Origin of the sequence: Klebsiella sp. Q11 (assembly GCF_964241505.1) — a bacterium.
Taxonomy (GTDB): Bacteria; Pseudomonadota; Gammaproteobacteria; order Enterobacterales; family Enterobacteriaceae; genus Klebsiella; species Klebsiella michiganensis.
The window spans coordinates 45923-60471 of sequence record NZ_CAXSXW010000023.1; the positions used below are offsets into that span (position 1 = coordinate 45923).

The following is a 14549-nucleotide window of genomic DNA, read 5'->3' on the forward strand; positions in this document are numbered from 1 at the left end:
GCCGGGCAAAACAAGTGAGCAACCTGCATGTCTAAATCAGTACAGAGCAACAGTGCGGTGCTGGTGCACTTCACCTTAAAGCTCGACGATGGCTCCACCGCAGAGTCAACCCGCAATAACGGTAAACCCGCGCTCTTTCGCCTGGGCGATACCTCGCTTTCTGAAGGTCTGGAACAGCATCTGCTGGGGCTGAAAGAAGGGGATAAAACCACCTTTTCGCTGGAGCCGGACGCCGCGTTTGGCGTACCGAGCCCGGACCTGATTCAATATTTCTCGCGCCGGGAGTTTATCGACGCGGGCGAGCCGGAAGTCGGCGCGATAATGCTCTTTACCGCAATGGATGGCAGCGAAATGCCCGGCGTGATCCGCGAAGTGAACGGCGATTCGATCACCGTTGATTTCAATCATCCGCTGGCCGGGCGTACCGTTCATTTTGATGTTGAAGTGCTGGAGATCGATCCGGCGCTGGAGGGGTAAAATGCAGATTCTGTTGGCTAACCCGCGCGGCTTCTGCGCAGGCGTTGACCGCGCTATCAGCATTGTTGAAAACGCGCTGACGCTATACGGCGCGCCGATCTACGTGCGTCATGAAGTCGTGCACAACCGCTATGTTGTCGACAGCCTGCGTCAACGCGGCGCTATTTTTATCGAGCAGATTAGCGAAGTGCCGGACGGCGCCATCCTGATTTTCTCCGCCCACGGCGTCTCTCAGGCCGTTCGCAACGAGGCGAAAAGCCGCGATTTGACGGTTTTTGACGCCACCTGCCCGCTGGTGACTAAAGTGCATATGGAAGTCGCCCGCGCCAGCCGCCGCGGCGAAGAGTCCATTCTGATTGGCCACGCCGGTCACCCGGAAGTTGAAGGCACCATGGGGCAGTACAGCAACCCGCAGGGGGGGATGTACCTGGTGGAATCGCCGGACGATGTCTGGACGCTGGACGTGAAAAACGACGCTAAGCTGTCGTTTATGACCCAGACGACGCTCTCCGTCGACGATACCTCCGACGTGATTGACGCTCTGCGCGAGCGTTTCCCGAAAATCGTCGGGCCGCGTAAAGATGATATCTGCTACGCCACGACTAACCGCCAGGAAGCCGTCCGCGCGCTGGCCGGGCAGGCCGACGTGGTGCTGGTGGTGGGGTCGAAGAACTCCTCGAACTCTAACCGCCTGGCCGAGCTGGCGCAGCGGATGGGGAAAGCGGCCTATCTGATTGACGACGCGACCGATATCCAGGAAGCCTGGGTCAAAGAAGCGGATTGCGTCGGCGTGACCGCGGGCGCATCGGCGCCGGATATCCTGGTACAGAATGTGATTTCGCGTTTGCAGGAGCTGGGCGGCGGCGAAGCGGTGCCGCTGGAAGGCCGCGAAGAGAACATCGTTTTCGAGGTGCCGAAAGAGCTGCGCGTAGATGTCCGTGAAGTAGAGTAAGTTCTTTTCCGCCGCAGTATGAGAAGATGCCAGACTTAACGTCTGGCATTTTTTATGGAGAAACGATGCGCTTACCTATCATTCTGGATACCGATCCCGGCATTGATGACGCCGCGGCGATTGCCGCCGCGCTGTTCGCCCCCGAGCTTGATCTGCAGCTGATGACCACGGTGGCGGGCAACGTGTCGGTGGAGAAAACGACCCGCAACGCCCTTCAGCTTCTGCATTTCTGGAACGCCGATGTTCCCCTGGCCCAGGGCGCGTCGATGCCGCTGGTTCGGCCTCTGCGCGACGCCGCCTCGGTGCACGGCGAGTCCGGTATGGAAGGCTACGATTTCGTTGAACATCACCGCCAGCCGCTGGCGAAACCGGCATTTCAGGCGATCCGCGACGCGCTGATGCACGCCCCGGAGCCGATGACGCTGGTGGCGATCGGCCCGTTAACCAACATTGCGCTTCTGCTGACCCAGTACCCGGAATGCCGCTTTAACATCCGTCGCCTGGTTATCATGGGCGGCTCCGCCGGGCGCGGCAACTTTACGCCGAATGCGGAATTTAACATCGCCATCGACCCGGAAGCGGCGGCTAAAGTGTTCAACAGCGGGCTGGATATCGTCATGTGCGGGCTGGACGTCACCAATCAGGCGATGCTGGCGCCGGATTACCTCGCCACTCTGCCAACGTTGAATCAGACCGGGAAAATGCTGCACGCGCTGTTTAGCCACTACCGTAGCGGCAGCATGAGCAGCGGGCTGCGTATGCACGACCTGTGCGCGATTGCGTGGTTGGTTCGCCCGCAGCTCTTTACCCTTGAACCGTGCTTTGTGGCGGTAGAAACCCAGGGCACATGGACCTCAGGCACCACGGTGGTTGATATCGAGGGCAGGCTGGGCCAGCCGGCAAATGCACGGGTGGCGCTGGGGCTGGACGTCGAAGGATTTCAGCGCTGGGCGGCCGAGGTGATTGCCCTGGCGCCTTAACCGGGGGACGAAGCGGCCGGCGTGGCGCTCAGGTATTGTGAGTGGAATCAACGACGTTGCGCCATAGCGCGCCCGCTTCATCCGTCCACATAAGCAGTAAGAGCGAAGCTAATCGTTCTGCCGCCGCAGAGAGAGGTCTGTTCTTTACGCGGATCATACCAAGCGTCCGCCGGATAACCGGCTCCACGAGCGGAACGCTCACGACGGTGCTATTGCCGCTATGGGGCATAGCCAGACAGGGAAGCGCCGAGACGCCCAGTCCGGCTTCGACAAGGCCGAGCGAGGTCGACAAATGCCTGACTTCATAAAACCAATCCAGTCGCCAGGGCTTATCCGCCAGGCATTTCTCTATTAACTGTCGGTTGCCGCTTGATTTCCTGACGCCGATTAAGGTCTGGCTCACCAGTTCCCGCCATTCGACTAATTTTCGACACGCCAGAGGGTGGTCTTGCCGACAGGCCAGAACAAAAGGTTCATTCACCAGGGGGATAAAATCGATGTCTGGATATGTGATGAAGTTCATGTTTATTCCAAAATCAACTTCGCCTTTTCGTACCGAGTTCATGCACGTTTCTATACCTTGTTCATAAATTCGTACTTTGATGTTGGGGTAGTTTTTATTAAATTGCACGATAGCGCGCGGTAAAAAGTAAAATACGGCGGTCGGAATGCAAGATAGCGTAACGGTATCATGTAATTGAGACGTTGAATCGTTGAGGTTAAATATTGCCGCATCAAGACTGGAAATCAACGCTTTGGCCTTGGGGAGCAGTATTTTTCCGGCCTGGGTAAGCGCAAGTTTTCGCGTGGTTCGTTCGAACAGCGCAATATTCAGATGACTCTCTATTTTTTTTATCTTTTTGGTGAGTGCCGGCTGCGAGAGGCTGAGCTGCTCGGCGGCTTTGCTAAATGAGCCAAGCTCTGCCACCGTGACAAAGGCTTTCATACCGGATAGTTCATTTTTCATTATTGCTCCGTAGGGTTTAATAAGCGTTGTTCTAAGTAGACGACAAGTCATTATTAAGCAGGCATGCTTTTTTATTAATACTTAGCAGGAATAACTCTTATGGCAAAATTTTATCAACCAGCGAAATTCTTGCAAGTAGAATGCATTGGTAAAATACCTGACGTGATTTATCTGGCCGTTAATTAAGTAAATAAAAACCTTAAAGAACATAAAACCAATTAAATTCACGCAGCGTTTTATTCAATTCTTCTATTTATTTCTGGCGGATAAGGAACATGCTATGAAGAGCATTCCCTGTGTATTAATGCGTGGAGGGACATCAAAAGGTGCCTTTCTATTAGCAGATGATTTACCCAAGGATATTCAGAAACGTGATGAGTGCTTGTTAACCATAATGGGATCCGGTCACGAGCTGGAGATTGACGGTATTGGCGGAGGGAGCCCGCAAACCAGTAAAGTGGCCATTATTAGCCAATCCCTTAGCGACAAAGCGGATATCGATTATCTGTTTGTTCAGGTCATCGTCAATGAACGGCGGGTGGATACGACGCCAAACTGCGGCAATATGCTGTGCGCGGTTGGCGGCTTTGCCATTGAACATGGGTTGGTTAAGGCGGTGTCGCCGGTTACGCGAGTGCGTATAAGAAATGTGAACACCAATACCTTTGTTGACGCTGACGTTCAAACACCAGATGGAAAGGTTATTTATGAAGGCGATACGCAAATTGATGGCGTTCCAGGCCATGCCGCGCCGGTTGCGCTGACTTTTTTGAATGCCGCGGGCGCAAAATCCGGCCAGCTTTTCCCAACGGGCAATCGTATGGAAGTTTTTGATAATGTGCGAGTGACCTGTATTGATATGGCGATGCCTATGGTGGTGATCCCGGCCCAGAGTCTGGGAAAAACCGGATATGAATCTGCCAGCGAATTAGATCGGGATACAGCCTTACTCAAATCGCTGGAATCTATTCGCCGTCAGGCCGGGAAGGCGATGGGGTTTGGGGATGTGAGCAATATGGTTATCCCTAAACCGGTTCTGATTTCTCCGGCGCTAAGCGGCGGAACGCTAAATGTACGTTATTTTATGCCGCATAACTGTCATAAATCGCTGGCGATTACCGGCGCTATCGGTCTGGCAAGCGCATGTGTTATTCCAGGCACTATTGCGAATGAACTGACGAAGCTATCGGGCGATGGCGTTATTACAGTCGAACACCCCAGCGGGGGGATCGACGTCGATTTAAGTCATACTGCTGAGCGCCCGGAGGATATTCGGGCATCGGTTATACGCACCGCGCGCAAAATCCTTTCAGGAACGGTTTACATCCCCGAATAAATATCCACCCTCCGATTATCTATCAATCCACCGTAGAAGAGGAGAGGGGAGGCATGTGAATACGTTCAGCAAGCATCCTCAAATATTGATTGCAGGTAAGGAATGGAAATGCAAAATAATAAATTATGGAAGCTGCTTGTTATTATAGCAATACCGTTACTCATCAGTTTATGCCCGGCGCCAGAAGGATTATCAACACTTGCCTGGGTATTATCCGGTATCTATCTGGCAGCGATTGTGGGTTTAGTGATTAAACCGTTTTCTGAACCCGTGGTATTGCTGATCGCCGTTGCGGCATCAATGGTGATTGTGGGAAATTTGGGTGACGGTTCGATAAAAGCCGCCAGCGTATTAAGCGGATACTCATCAGGTACCACCTGGTTAGTCTTTTCTGCATTTACCCTGAGCGCGGCATTTGTGATTACCGGATTGGGTAAAAGAATAGCTTATATTCTTATCGGCAAGATTGGCAGCACGACGTTGGGCCTTGGCTATGTTACCGCTTTTCTTGACCTGATTCTGGCGCCCGCCACGCCGTCGAATACGGCCCGCGCCGGCGGCATCGTCTTACCCATAATCAATAGCGTCGCCGTCGCCTTAGGGTCAGAGCCGGAGCGGAGCGCGAAGCGCGTGGGCCACTACCTCATGCTGAACATCTATATGGTCACTAAAACGACCAGCTACATGTTCTTCACCGCCATGGCCGGGAATATCCTTGCGCTGAAAATGATCGAAGATATTTGCCACATAAAATTGAGCTGGGGAGGATGGGCGCTGGCCGCAGGACTACCTGGCATCATTATGTTGCTGCTGACGCCGCTGATTACCTACAAGCTGTATCCGCCAGAATTAAAGCGGGTTGATAATAAAAAGATCGCTCAGACAGGCATAGACGCTTTGGGGCCGATGACGGTGCGGGAGAAGATGCTGTCTTGCCTCTTTGTTCTTGCGCTCGGCGGTTGGGTATTCAGCAGCGCCCTGGGGGTCAATGAGTCTACCGTTGCAATCTGCGTAATGGCGCTGATGCTGGTATTGAAAATCGTCACCTGGGATGACGTGATTAAGAATAAAGGAGGATGGAATACGCTCATCTGGTACGGGGGCATTATTGGTTTAAGCTCATTGCTCTCTAAGGTTGGATTTTTCGTATGGCTTGCAGAGGCGCTTAAAAATAATATTTCCTTTGATGGCCACGGCAATATCGCTTTTATTGTGATTGTCGCACTGAGCATATTGGTTCGTTATTTCTTCGCGTCAGGGAGTGCTTATATTGTCGCGATGGTACCGGTCTTTGCCATGCTGGCGAATGTTTCTGGTGCACCGATAATGCTCACCGCGCTCGCGCTATTATTCAGCAACTCTTATGGGGGCATGGTAACCCACTACGGCGGTGCGGCAGGGCCAGTTATTTTTGGCGTTGGCTATAATGATATCAAATCATGGTGGATTATTGGTGGGATATTAGCATTGCTGACTTTTATTCTGCAAATTACCCTCGGGGTATGGTGGTGGGAGATGTTAATCGCCTGGGGGGTAATTTAAATAATCTTTAAGGAGATGAAGGTTTGCCCGGGCATCCTCTGATGCCCGGGGGGAAGTCCTCTTATTAAGAAAACATAGCCTTTTAGCAAGGTGAGGTGCGATATATTTATGTCTCCAGTTACGATTACGTTGTCGCTATTGGTTTTTTCTATTGTCATGTTTGTTTGGGAAAAAATACCTTTAGCGGTAACGGCCATGATTGTTTGTATTACTCTGGTGGTGACCGGGGTTTTTGATGTCAAAACGGCTTTTGCCGGTTTTATTAATCAAAATGTGATTTTGTTTGTGGCTATGTTTGTGGTTGGCGGCGCCTTATTCGAAACCGGGGTGACGGATAAAATTGGTAGTATGGTTACACGCTACGCCAGGACAGAAAAGCAGCTGATAGTTGTCATTATGCTGGTCTGCGGAACGCTTTCCGGGCTGCTATCCAATACCGGCACGGCGGCGGTCCTCATTCCTGTGGTGATTGGCGCAGCGATGAAATCAGGATATGCCCGGTCGCGCTTGCTTATGCCGCTGGCTTTTGCCTCGGCGCTGGGGGGAAATTTATCGCTGATCGGCTCACCCGGCAATCTGATCGCGCAGTCGGCGCTGGAGCAGGTTGGTCAACGCTTCGGGTTTTTTGAATATGCTAAGTTAGGCATTCCGATGCTGGCCTGCGGCATACTCTATTTTGTGACAATCGGCTATCGCATATTGCCAAAAACGAATGCGGCCCAGCCGCAAAGTGTTAATAATATTAAAGCGCAGGCATGCCCGAAATATAAGCAGGTGATTGCGCTATCGGTATTAATCCTGACCGTACTGGGCATGATTTTCGAAAAACAGCTGGGTTTGCCGATTGCGATCGTCGGTTCAATTGGCGCATTGTCGTTGATTGTGACCCGGGTCATTACGGAAAAACAGGCTTACCAGGCTATCGACTCGCAGACGATTTTCCTCTTCGGCGGCACTCTGGCATTAGCAAAAGCGCTGGAAACCACCGGCGCTGGCGCCATTATGGCGCGCTCAATTATCGCGTTATTAGGCCAGCAGGCGTCGCCTTTCTTACTTCTGAGCGCCGTATTGATAATCTCCTGCGCGTTAACCAATTTCATGTCGAATACGGCAACTGCCGCTTTATTAATGCCGATTGGCCTGTCTATTGCTCACTCTATGGGCGCCGATCCCCGGGCGGTGTTAATGGCGATTGTTATCGGCTGTTCATGTGCTTACGCAACGCCGGTGGGCACCCCGGCCAATATGATGATTTTTTCCGCGGGTGGCTACAAATTTGTCGATTACGTTAAGGTTGGATTACCGCTTATTTTGATATCGGTCATTGTCAGCTTTATTTTGCTGCCTGTTTTCTTCCCATTTTATTAATCGCGGTCAGCCATTTTTACCGAATGGCTAATGTCAGGCGTGTTTTTTCAACATCTAAGGATATATGTGATGATTAAATTGTATGACCACGGAGTCTATATATCACATCAGCACGGTATTATTGCTGCTGATAAGGGGTCAGTCGCGGTAGAGAAGGAGGAGGCGCGCAAGGGAACAATCTCGTGGTCGATCCTCTCCGCCCATAATACGTCAGGGAATGAGCATAAGTTAAAAATAAAATTTGATTCAATGGCCTCCCACGATATTACTTTTGTGGGCATCATCCAGACTGCCAAGGCCTCGGGAATGGAACGTTTTCCATTACCCTATGTTCTGACGAATTGCCATAATTCGCTTTGCGCTGTCGGCGGCACTATCAACAGCGACGATCATATATTTGGTTTGTCCTCAGCGCAAAAATATGGCGGCATTTATGTCCCGCCCCATATCTCAGTTATTCATCAATATATGCGCGAGATGATGGCCGGCGGTGGGAAAATGATCCTGGGCTCAGACAGCCATACGCGCTATGGCGCTTTAGGGACCATGGCGGTTGGTGAGGGGGGCGGCGAGTTGGTTAAGCAACTGCTCGGAGAGACCTGGGATATTGATTATCCTGAGATTGTCGCCGTGTATTTGACAGGAAAACCCTCGCCCGGCGTTGGTCCTCAGGATATTGCCCTGGCGATAATTGGCGCGGTGTTCGAGCGCGGTTATGTGAAAAATAAAGTTATGGAGTTTGTGGGGCCGGGCGTGGCGACAATGTCTACCGACTTCAGGAATAGCGTAGATGTGATGACCACGGAGACCACCTGTTTATCGTCCATCTGGCAAACGGATGAAGAGACAAAAAACTACCTGCGTATTCACGGCAGGGAACAAGACTATTGTCCGCTCTCAGCAAAAGAGATGGCCTACTATGATGGCTGCATAGAAGTGAATTTAAGCACCATCAAGCCGATGATCGCCTTGCCTTTTCACCCTGCCAACGTATATGAAATTGATACGCTTAATGAGAATTTGCAGGATATTTTGCACGAGATTGAGATTGCGGCGGATAACATTTCCCAGGGACGCGCCAGGCTCTCTCTGCTGGATAAAGTCGAACATGGGAAGCTGCGGGTTCAGCAGGGGATCATCGCCGGCTGCGCTGGCGGAAATTATGTTAACGTGGTCGAAGCGGCTCATGCCTTGAAAAATCACGCCTGCGGCGATAGCGCTTTCTCTCTCGCGATATACCCTTCTTCCCAGCCGGTGCTGATGGATCTGACCAAAAAAGGGATAACGACCGATTTATTAAGCGCTGGCGCGATTATGCGTACCGCATTTTGCGGCCCCTGCTTCGGCGCAGGCGACACGCCCATGCATAATGGACTGAGCATTCGCCACACGACGCGTAATTTTCCCAACCGGGAAGGGTCCAAACCTGGAAATGGGCAAATGTCTGCCGTTGCGCTGATGGATGCCCGCTCCATAGCGGCGACGGCTGCCAATGGGGGCGTGCTGACATCGGCTTCCGCGCTCGATTGCTGGGAAGATATTCCGCAGTATGAATTTGATGCTTCACCTTATCGGAGCCGGGTTTATCAAGGGTTTATTAAAGGAGCGTCCCGGCAATCGCTGATCTACGGCCCCAATATAAAAGACTGGCCGGAGATGAGTGAGCTAACGGACAATATTTTGTTAAACGTGACCTCAAAAATCATGGATCCGGTGACCACCACCGATGAACTGATTCCATCAGGTGAAACCTCATCATTTCGTTCCAATCCGTTAGGGCTGGCTGAGTTTACCCTTTCGCGGCGCGATCCGGGCTATGTCGGCCGTAGTAAGAAGATTGCGGCGCTGGAAAAATTACGGATCGAAGGGGACGATCCTTGTCGCCTGGATCCGCAGCTAGAGGCGGTTTTTTCCCGGATCCGCCAACTGCCGGGGCAGGAAAATGTCACGCTTGAGCAGACGGAGATTGGCAGCATGGTTTATGCGGTTAAACCCGGCGATGGTTCCGCACGAGAGCAAGCCGCCAGCTGCCAGAGAGTCCTTGGTGGCCTGGCAAATATTGCCCAGCAGTATGCCACAAAGCGCTATCGTTCGAACGTGATTAACTGGGGAATGCTGCCATTGCAGATGAAGGCGCTGCCGGAGTTTGAGGTCGGCGACTTCATCTATATCCCGGGGATCAGGTCAGCCCTGGAAACCGATCTGCATCAGATTACCGCTTTCGTGATCGGCCACGATCGCCCCATTAAAGAGATCTCTCTTTACATGGAGGGGCTCACCTCAGCAGAGCGGGAGATAATTAAGGCGGGAAGCCTGATTAATTATAATAAATTACGCTTAACAACCCACCATCAGTAAACGATATTGATCATCAGGATGAATCAACGGGGGTGATATCGCATCCCCGTTTTTATTCATAGCCGCTTATTCCGTGGTTTTCGATCGCGGCGCTAAAGCTGGGCTGCCTGATGCCGGCTTCATCTTCTCGCTAAGATAATCAATCATCGCCCGCATTCTGGCGGGCATATGCTTATTGCCCGACCACAGTAGCCAGAGCTGGCCGGAATAGCGGCTGATAAACTCCCACTCCGGTAAAACCTGCACAATCTCGCCGCGCGCCAGCGCCTCACGGGCGGTAAACAGCGGCAGGCTGCCGATGCCCAGATTCTGCTTCACGGCATCAAGGCGCACGGCCGTATGGTTGGCGGCGTAGCGGCCGTGAGTCTGAATCGTTTCCGTTTTCCCCCCGCGGCGGAACTTCCAGCGCGAATCTGCGGGCGTCTCGCCAAGGCTGATACAGCTATGTTCGCGCAGATCCTGCGGCGTTTGCGGCGTGCCATAGTGCTCCAGATAGCCGGGCGTCGCGCAGATGACGTGGCTGATGGTCATCAAAGGCTTACCGTGCAGCCCCGGCGAGGGGGTAGGGGTGATACGCAGCGCCAGATCGATGCCATCATCAATAAAATCGAGAACCCGATCCTCAAGCCGCAGACAGACGTCGATCTTCGGGTAGCGGTTAAAAAATTCCAGCATCAGCGGGTGAATGGCAAACCGTCCCACGGCTTTCGGCACGCTGAGCGTGAGCTTGCCCTGCGCCACCGCTTGGGTACTGCTGGCGGAGTCCATGGCCATACGCGCCGATTCCAGCATCTCCAGCGCATGTTCATACACCATTTTCCCGGCATCGCTGAGGCGCAGCTTGCGCGTGGTGCGGTGTAGCAGCTTGCAGCCCATCTCCTGCTCCAGGCGCGAGACGCTGCGGCTGATCGCCGAAGGCGTTGCGCCGGCCTGGCGTGCGACGGCGGAGAAGCTGCCCTGTTCCACAATCTGTACGAACAGGGCGAGGTCGGGCAGTAGGCTCAGATTCATTTGTGCTTCCGGAGCAAAATTGCGTTGATGTCAGGCGGGATTATCGCCGCCAGCAATATCAATATACTGTCCTGACAGAGAGGAGGACAACCATGACTGAACGCCTTTATTACACCAGCGACGCCGAGGAATGCCTTGCGCAAGTCGTCAACTGCCTGAGCGAAGCCGATGGCCGCTATGCCATTGAGCTGGATCGCACGCTGTTTCACCCGCAGGGCGGCGGGCAGCCGGCGGATCGTGGCTGGATTGCCGGCCTCGCCGTCGAGGGCGTGGTTAGCCGCGGCGATAGCGTGGCGCATATCGTTTCACAGCCGCTGCCGGCCGGCGAGGTCACGATCCGCATCGATCCAGAGAGCCGGCGGCTGCACGCGCGTCTGCACTCCGCCGGGCACGCGCTTGCCCAGGCCGGGGAGCTGTCGGGCTGGCAGCCGATCAAAGGACATCACTGGCCGGGAGAAAGCCGTATTATTTTTGCCCCAGGCGCGCATGGTGGGCTGCCCGAGGCCAGCGCGCTGCTGGAAAAAGTTGAGTCCTGGCAGGCAGACAATTTACCGCGTCAGCTTACTTTTGCCGATGGCCTGCGCAAGGTCGGGTTCGGCGACATGCAGAGCTATCCCTGCGGCGGGACGCACGTGGCCAGCCTGTCCGAACTGGGTAAAGTCGTCATTTCCCAGGTGAAGATGAAAAAAGGGCAAATTATTGTCAGCTACACGGTGGAATAAGCGAGTGAAAGGAGATGCACACTCAACAGGGCATCTCCTGGTGCTTAAATATGCGCAGGATGTTTACCGTGATAAATCCGCTCCGGTCTGCCGACTTTGCCATAGCTGATTTCAGCCTCAAGGAAATCGTTTTTAACGCCCTGCTCAAGGTAGCGGCGGGCGGTGGTTTTACTACTGCCGAGAATACGGGCCAGGGTGTCTGCGGTATGGACCGTTTCCGGGTCGGCAAAGAGCTGTAATACCCGATTAAAGGTGCTCTCATCAATACCCCGCAGCGGAGAACCTGCGGCTTCCGCGTGCTCTTTTGCCTGGATATTGAACAGGGCGTCAACATGGGTCTGGCTTGCCTGCTCGCTTGAGCGAAGAGAGCTGCGATAGCGGGCAAAACGCTCAAGCGTATGCTGCAGGCGCTGATAGTGAACGGGTTTAATCAGGTAATCAAAAACGCCCATCCGCAGGGCTTCGCTGATGGTATCCATATGGTTGTCGGCGGTGATGAAAATGATGCGCCCTTTATAATGAGTATTGACGGCGTGGCGGATCAAATCGAGTCCTTTGCCATCGGGTAAGAAGTTATCCAGCAGGGTGAGCTGGGGCTGATAGAGGCGAAGCATCTTTTTTGCGCTTTCCAGTTTATCCGCAATGCCAATGACTTCGAACTGGGGAAATTGCTTGATGGTATCCACCAGAATTTCCGCCAGCATAGGTTCGTCTTCAACGATGAGAGTGGTGATGCTATCCATGGTGTTCATCTCGGGTCAGGGGGATATAAAGGGTAAAAATAGTGCCAAAAGGGATGTTGTCATCGACGACGATATTGCCGCCCGCCTGCTCAACGTAGCTGCGAACCAGCCAGAGTCCGATGCCGTGATCGCCGCTGTCGCTGCTGGTCACGCCGCGCTCAAAAATACGATCGCGCAGCGATTCCTCAATCCCGCAGCCCTGGTCGGCGATCTCGACGATCGCTTCGCCGCCCTCGCTGTTGATCAGGCATTCGATCTGCTTTGAACCTGCCGGCTGACGTAGGGCGGCGTTGTAGGCGTTATCCAGCAAATTGCCGACGATCGAGATCCATTCATTATGCGACAGCGAAGAGGGGAGAGTTTCAACGTGACAGGCGGGATCGAAGACCAGCTCTAATCCGAGCTCTTTGGCACGGTAATATTTGCCGATCAGCAGCCCGGCAAGGTGGTTCACTTTAAAATTGCGGGCAATAAAATCGAGCACTTTCTGGTGGCTCTCAGACTGCTGTTGAATAAGATCCAGCGCGTTATCGTAGCGTTTTAAAAACAGCAGCCCGGCAATGGTGGAGATCAGATTGCGATGCTCGTGCTGTACGGCGCGCAGGTTATCCGCGTACTGCTGGACCTGGCTGAGCTGCAGGCTCAGAGTGTTGATATCGTCTTTACTGCGAAAGCTAATGACCCAGCCCTGGGGCTCGTTATTAAGCGTGACGGCCATACGGCTGGCGATCACTTTAATCTGATTAAAAGTGACGATTTCGTCTTTTTTATTTGTCTGCGGCGCGTCATAGAAGAATGCCTCCTGAGAGATGACGCTGCTGATGCTTTTGCCAATCAGAATGGTTTCCGGCTGGCTCAGGTTTAATAGCCTCCTTGCGGTTTGATTGATGGCGGTAATTCGGTAGTGGGAGTCAATGGCTATCAGCCCCTCAAAGACCGATTCAAACAGGACGCTCTGCTGGATAAGCAGCTGTGAGAGCTGCTGTGGCTCCATATTCAGCATCTGTTTTTTGATATGCAGCGAGAAGCGCCGGGCGCAGTAGAGCAGCAGAAGCAGCATGATCGCCATCGGGATCATCAGCGATCCGATTTGCAGACTCAGCCAGTTTTCTAACTGTTCGATGGTGTAGCCCACCGATACAATACCGATCACCTTCCCGGTGCTGTCCTGGATCGGCGACTTGCCGCGTAATGACGAACCGAGCGATCCTTTACGCACCGACACGTAGCTTTTGGCGTTATACAGCGCCTCGTCGCTGTCTCCGCCTTCCATCGATTTACCGATTTCCTCTGGATTCACGTGATACAGGCGCCGGCCTTTCGCGTCACCGACGGTGATATAGGTGGCGTCGGAAAACGATCGCATCGGGTCGATAAGTTCTTTAATGCGCGGTAAATCGTGCTTTTCTACCGCGTCAACCAATTCGGGCATGGCGGAGATCTGCATGGCCTGAATCAGCGCGCGCTGTCCCACCTGGTAATGCAGGCGTTCCTCCGTAATGCTGGTGAGATACCATGACATGGCCAGCATCACGATTGTCGAGGTAAACAGGATCAACAGGAAGATGCGGTTCTGAAACGAACGTCGGGCAAACCAGTGCGTGATTTTTCGGGCAAACATTGGGCGAATTGACATCAAAAGGTCATTTTCTCTTTTTTAGGGGCCGACGGCGCTGAATCGGCCCACAGATTTACTGATTTCAGAACTCATCCAGTAGGAATACGACGTTTTACGTACCGCCGGCTCGCGGTTGATGCCTTACCCGGGCTACGGACCTGCGCTGTCTGAGGTTTGGTAGCCCGGACAAGGCGCGTTAAGCGCCGCCTCCGGGAGAATCCCCGGGTTGCGGCTGACGCCTTACCCGGGCTACGGGTTTACAGCCGTCTGCGATACAGTAGCCCGGATAAGCCGTTTACGGCGCAATCCGGGGAAAGGTAACGATTCACATCGCCAGCACGTACTTGAGCATCACCCCGGCGGCAATCGCCGAGCCAATCACCCCCGCCACGTTCGGGCCCATCGCGTGCATCAGCAGAAAGTTCTGCGCGTCCGACTCCAGACCCACCTTGTTTGACACCCTGGCCGCCATCGG

The 14549-nt window shown here is 53.4% G+C and carries 13 protein-coding genes; 8 read left to right on the plus strand and 5 right to left on the minus strand.

Annotated elements, in window-relative coordinates:
- The first annotated feature begins 27 nt into the window (after positions 1-27).
- From fkpB to rihC, 3 genes are all read left to right on the plus strand, one after another.
- Positions 28-477, plus strand: coding sequence for an FKBP-type peptidyl-prolyl cis-trans isomerase (fkpB, locus tag ACESQ2_RS27075; RefSeq protein ID WP_004098486.1), 450 nt, complete (start codon positions 28-30; stop codon positions 475-477).
- Position 478: 1 nt separating this feature from the next.
- Positions 479-1429, plus strand: coding sequence for a 4-hydroxy-3-methylbut-2-enyl diphosphate reductase (gene ispH, locus ACESQ2_RS27080; protein ID WP_014227866.1), 951 nt, complete (start codon positions 479-481; stop codon positions 1427-1429).
- Positions 1430-1494: 65 nt separating this feature from the next.
- Entirely contained in the window at positions 1495-2409 is a 915-nt protein-coding gene (rihC, locus tag ACESQ2_RS27085) for a ribonucleoside hydrolase RihC (RefSeq protein WP_025108499.1), read from the plus strand.
- Positions 2410-2437: 28 nt separating this feature from the next.
- Here rihC and ACESQ2_RS27090 read toward each other — a convergent pair whose 3' ends face one another.
- Positions 2438-3376, minus strand: coding sequence for a LysR family transcriptional regulator (locus tag ACESQ2_RS27090; protein WP_004098489.1), 939 nt, complete (start codon positions 3374-3376; stop codon positions 2438-2440).
- Between the two features lie 280 nt (positions 3377-3656).
- Here ACESQ2_RS27090 and ACESQ2_RS27095 point away from each other — a divergent pair, with 280 nt between their 5' ends.
- The 4 genes from ACESQ2_RS27095 (at position 3657) to ACESQ2_RS27110 (ending at position 9980) form a co-directional block, all read left to right on the plus strand.
- Complete coding sequence (locus tag ACESQ2_RS27095; protein WP_046878532.1) at positions 3657-4712, plus strand: 4-oxalomesaconate tautomerase; 1056 nt, start codon at positions 3657-3659, stop codon at positions 4710-4712.
- 108 nt (positions 4713-4820) lie between these two features.
- On the plus strand, positions 4821-6254 hold the full coding sequence (locus tag ACESQ2_RS27100) for an anion permease (protein ID WP_064406663.1): 1434 nt from the start codon (positions 4821-4823) through the stop codon (positions 6252-6254).
- 108 nt (positions 6255-6362) lie between these two features.
- The gene (locus ACESQ2_RS27105) at positions 6363-7622 is read left to right on the plus strand and encodes an SLC13 family permease (protein ID WP_032747884.1); all 1260 of its coding nucleotides are present in this window, start codon (positions 6363-6365) and stop codon (positions 7620-7622) included.
- A 69-nt stretch (positions 7623-7691) separates the two neighbouring features.
- Entirely contained in the window at positions 7692-9980 is a 2289-nt protein-coding gene (locus ACESQ2_RS27110) for a hydratase (RefSeq protein ID WP_345911821.1), read from the plus strand.
- Positions 9981-10046: 66 nt separating this feature from the next.
- On the opposite strand, the gene ACESQ2_RS27115 is transcribed toward ACESQ2_RS27110, so the two are convergent.
- Entirely contained in the window at positions 10047-10991 is a 945-nt protein-coding gene (locus tag ACESQ2_RS27115) for a LysR family transcriptional regulator (RefSeq protein WP_046878536.1), read from the minus strand.
- A gap of 92 nt (positions 10992-11083) precedes the next feature.
- On the opposite strand from ACESQ2_RS27115, the gene ACESQ2_RS27120 reads away from it, so the two are divergent.
- The gene (locus tag ACESQ2_RS27120) at positions 11084-11713 is read left to right on the plus strand and encodes an alanyl-tRNA editing protein (RefSeq protein ID WP_163586400.1); all 630 of its coding nucleotides are present in this window, start codon (positions 11084-11086) and stop codon (positions 11711-11713) included.
- A 44-nt stretch (positions 11714-11757) separates the two neighbouring features.
- Here ACESQ2_RS27120 and ACESQ2_RS27125 read toward each other — a convergent pair whose 3' ends face one another.
- From ACESQ2_RS27125 to ACESQ2_RS27135, 3 genes are all read right to left on the minus strand, one after another.
- Positions 11758-12456, minus strand: coding sequence for a response regulator (locus ACESQ2_RS27125; RefSeq protein ID WP_004098499.1), 699 nt, complete (start codon positions 12454-12456; stop codon positions 11758-11760).
- A complete protein-coding gene (locus ACESQ2_RS27130) occupies positions 12449-14077 on the minus strand; it encodes a sensor histidine kinase (RefSeq protein WP_014227876.1) in 1629 nt (542 codons plus the stop codon). The genes ACESQ2_RS27125 and ACESQ2_RS27130 overlap by 8 nt, the downstream gene beginning before the upstream one ends.
- A 322-nt stretch (positions 14078-14399) precedes the next feature.
- Positions 14400-14549: sodium ion-translocating decarboxylase subunit beta (locus ACESQ2_RS27135; RefSeq protein WP_139512890.1), on the minus strand; the 150-nt coding region annotated here is incomplete at its 5' end.

Excerpts from the sequence above, each read along its gene's own strand:
- rihC (WP_025108499.1), top strand. The coding sequence starts at position 1,495 with ATGCGCTTACCTATCATTCTGGATACCGATCCCGGCATTGATGACGCC.
- ACESQ2_RS27100 (WP_064406663.1), top strand. The coding sequence starts at position 4,821 with ATGCAAAATAATAAATTATGGAAGCTGCTTGTTATTATAGCAATACCG.
- ACESQ2_RS27105 (WP_032747884.1), top strand. The coding sequence starts at position 6,363 with ATGTCTCCAGTTACGATTACGTTGTCGCTATTGGTTTTTTCTATTGTC.
- ACESQ2_RS27120 (WP_163586400.1), top strand. The coding sequence starts at position 11,084 with ATGACTGAACGCCTTTATTACACCAGCGACGCCGAGGAATGCCTTGCG.
- ACESQ2_RS27095 (WP_046878532.1), top strand. The coding sequence starts at position 3,657 with ATGAAGAGCATTCCCTGTGTATTAATGCGTGGAGGGACATCAAAAGGT.
- ACESQ2_RS27090 (WP_004098489.1), bottom strand. The coding sequence starts at position 3,376 with ATGAAAAATGAACTATCCGGTATGAAAGCCTTTGTCACGGTGGCAGAG.
- ACESQ2_RS27130 (WP_014227876.1), bottom strand. The coding sequence starts at position 14,077 with ATGTTTGCCCGAAAAATCACGCACTGGTTTGCCCGACGTTCGTTTCAG.
- fkpB (WP_004098486.1), top strand. The coding sequence starts at position 28 with ATGTCTAAATCAGTACAGAGCAACAGTGCGGTGCTGGTGCACTTCACC.
- ACESQ2_RS27110 (WP_345911821.1), top strand. The coding sequence starts at position 7,692 with ATGATTAAATTGTATGACCACGGAGTCTATATATCACATCAGCACGGT.
- ACESQ2_RS27115 (WP_046878536.1), bottom strand. The coding sequence starts at position 10,991 with ATGAATCTGAGCCTACTGCCCGACCTCGCCCTGTTCGTACAGATTGTG.
- ACESQ2_RS27125 (WP_004098499.1), bottom strand. The coding sequence starts at position 12,456 with ATGGATAGCATCACCACTCTCATCGTTGAAGACGAACCTATGCTGGCG.
- ispH (WP_014227866.1), top strand. The coding sequence starts at position 479 with ATGCAGATTCTGTTGGCTAACCCGCGCGGCTTCTGCGCAGGCGTTGAC.